Here is a 1,113-nt window from a genome sequence, read left to right on the forward strand (position 1 = left end):
CGTCGGTGCCTCGCGCGCCGCCGTCGACGCCGGCTGGTACCCGCACAGCAGCCAGGTCGGCCAGACCGGCAAGCAGGTCTCCCCGCAGCTCTACATCGCCAACGGCATCTCCGGCGCGATCCAGCACCGGGCCGGCATGCAGACCTCGAAGACCATCGTGGCCGTCAACAAGGACCCCGAGGCCCCGATCTTCGAGCTCGCCGACTACGGCGTGGTCGGCGACCTGTTCGAGGTCCTGCCCCAGCTCACCGGCGAGGTGAAGGCCCGCAAGGCCTGACACCGGCCGGACCGGACACCGGAAGGGGGGGGGACCCAGGAACCCCGGCAGTGCCCAGTGCCCCGCGCTCGCCGTTGGCCGTGCGCCGAAAGGCCGCGGCCCCCGAGGGAGCCGCGGCCGCCGTCACTCCGCGAACGCCGCCAGGTGCTGGGTGAACCCGCCCTGGTTCGGCGGCAGCGGCCGCGGTTCGGGGGCCGGCTCCCGAACCGGCTCCTCCGGCGACAGCACCGTCAGCTCCGGCTGCTCCACGCCTTCGGCCCCGCTGAGCCGGACCCTGGTGCCCACCGGCACGGTGGAGCGCAGGCCGCTGACGATGCACCAGACGTCGAAGCCCTCGGACATCCGGATCAGCGACTTCTGCCGGGCCAGCGGCGTGCGGGCCTGCTCGACGGCGCACCGCCGCACCACCCCGGTGCCCTCGCTGCGCTCCAGCCGCAGCTCGGTGGAGCCGCAGGTGGGGCAGAGCAGCCGCTGGAAGGTCGGATTGTGGCACCAGTCGCAGCGCTGGAAGTACAGCGGAGCGCTCTCGGTGTCGGCGTCGATGGCTGAGTGGACCACGGTGTCATCTCCCTGCGTTTGTACGGGCCCGGTGCTACGGCTACCGCCAAAAAGAGGATAGGGAACTCAGTGCCGCTCTGTGAAGGCACTGAGTTCCCTTTTCCTTGCGCACGTGCATAATGAAGGGTACTGAGTACCGTCGTGAACGTCGTGAAACAGGAGTGGCCGCTCATGAGCCAGGACTTCGATCTCTTCCGGATCTCCGAGGAGCACGGGATGCTCCGTGAGGCGGTGCGTTCGCTGGCGGAGGCGAAGATCGCTCCGTTCGCGGCGGAGGT

2 protein-coding genes are annotated in these 1,113 nt (G+C 70.1%); one reads left to right on the forward strand and one right to left on the reverse strand.

Annotation, left to right across the window (positions count from 1 at the left end; all coding sequences use genetic code 11):
* Nucleotides 1-277, forward strand: a 277-nt coding sequence (locus IF01_RS0140795) for an electron transfer flavoprotein subunit alpha/FixB family protein (RefSeq protein WP_030398683.1), incomplete at its 5' end; no start/stop codon positions are given.
* Nucleotides 278-400: 123 nt separating this feature from the next.
* Here IF01_RS0140795 and IF01_RS48850 read toward each other — a convergent pair.
* Nucleotides 401-835 carry a PhlB family protein gene (locus IF01_RS48850; protein WP_051741856.1) on the reverse strand — a complete coding sequence of 145 codons (435 nt, stop codon included), beginning with the start codon at nucleotides 833-835 and terminating at the stop codon, nucleotides 401-403.
* Between the last annotated feature and the right edge of the window lie 278 nt (nucleotides 836-1,113).

This window comes from Kitasatospora purpeofusca (assembly GCF_000718025.1).
Taxonomy (GTDB): domain Bacteria; phylum Actinomycetota; class Actinomycetes; order Streptomycetales; family Streptomycetaceae; genus Kitasatospora; species Kitasatospora purpeofusca.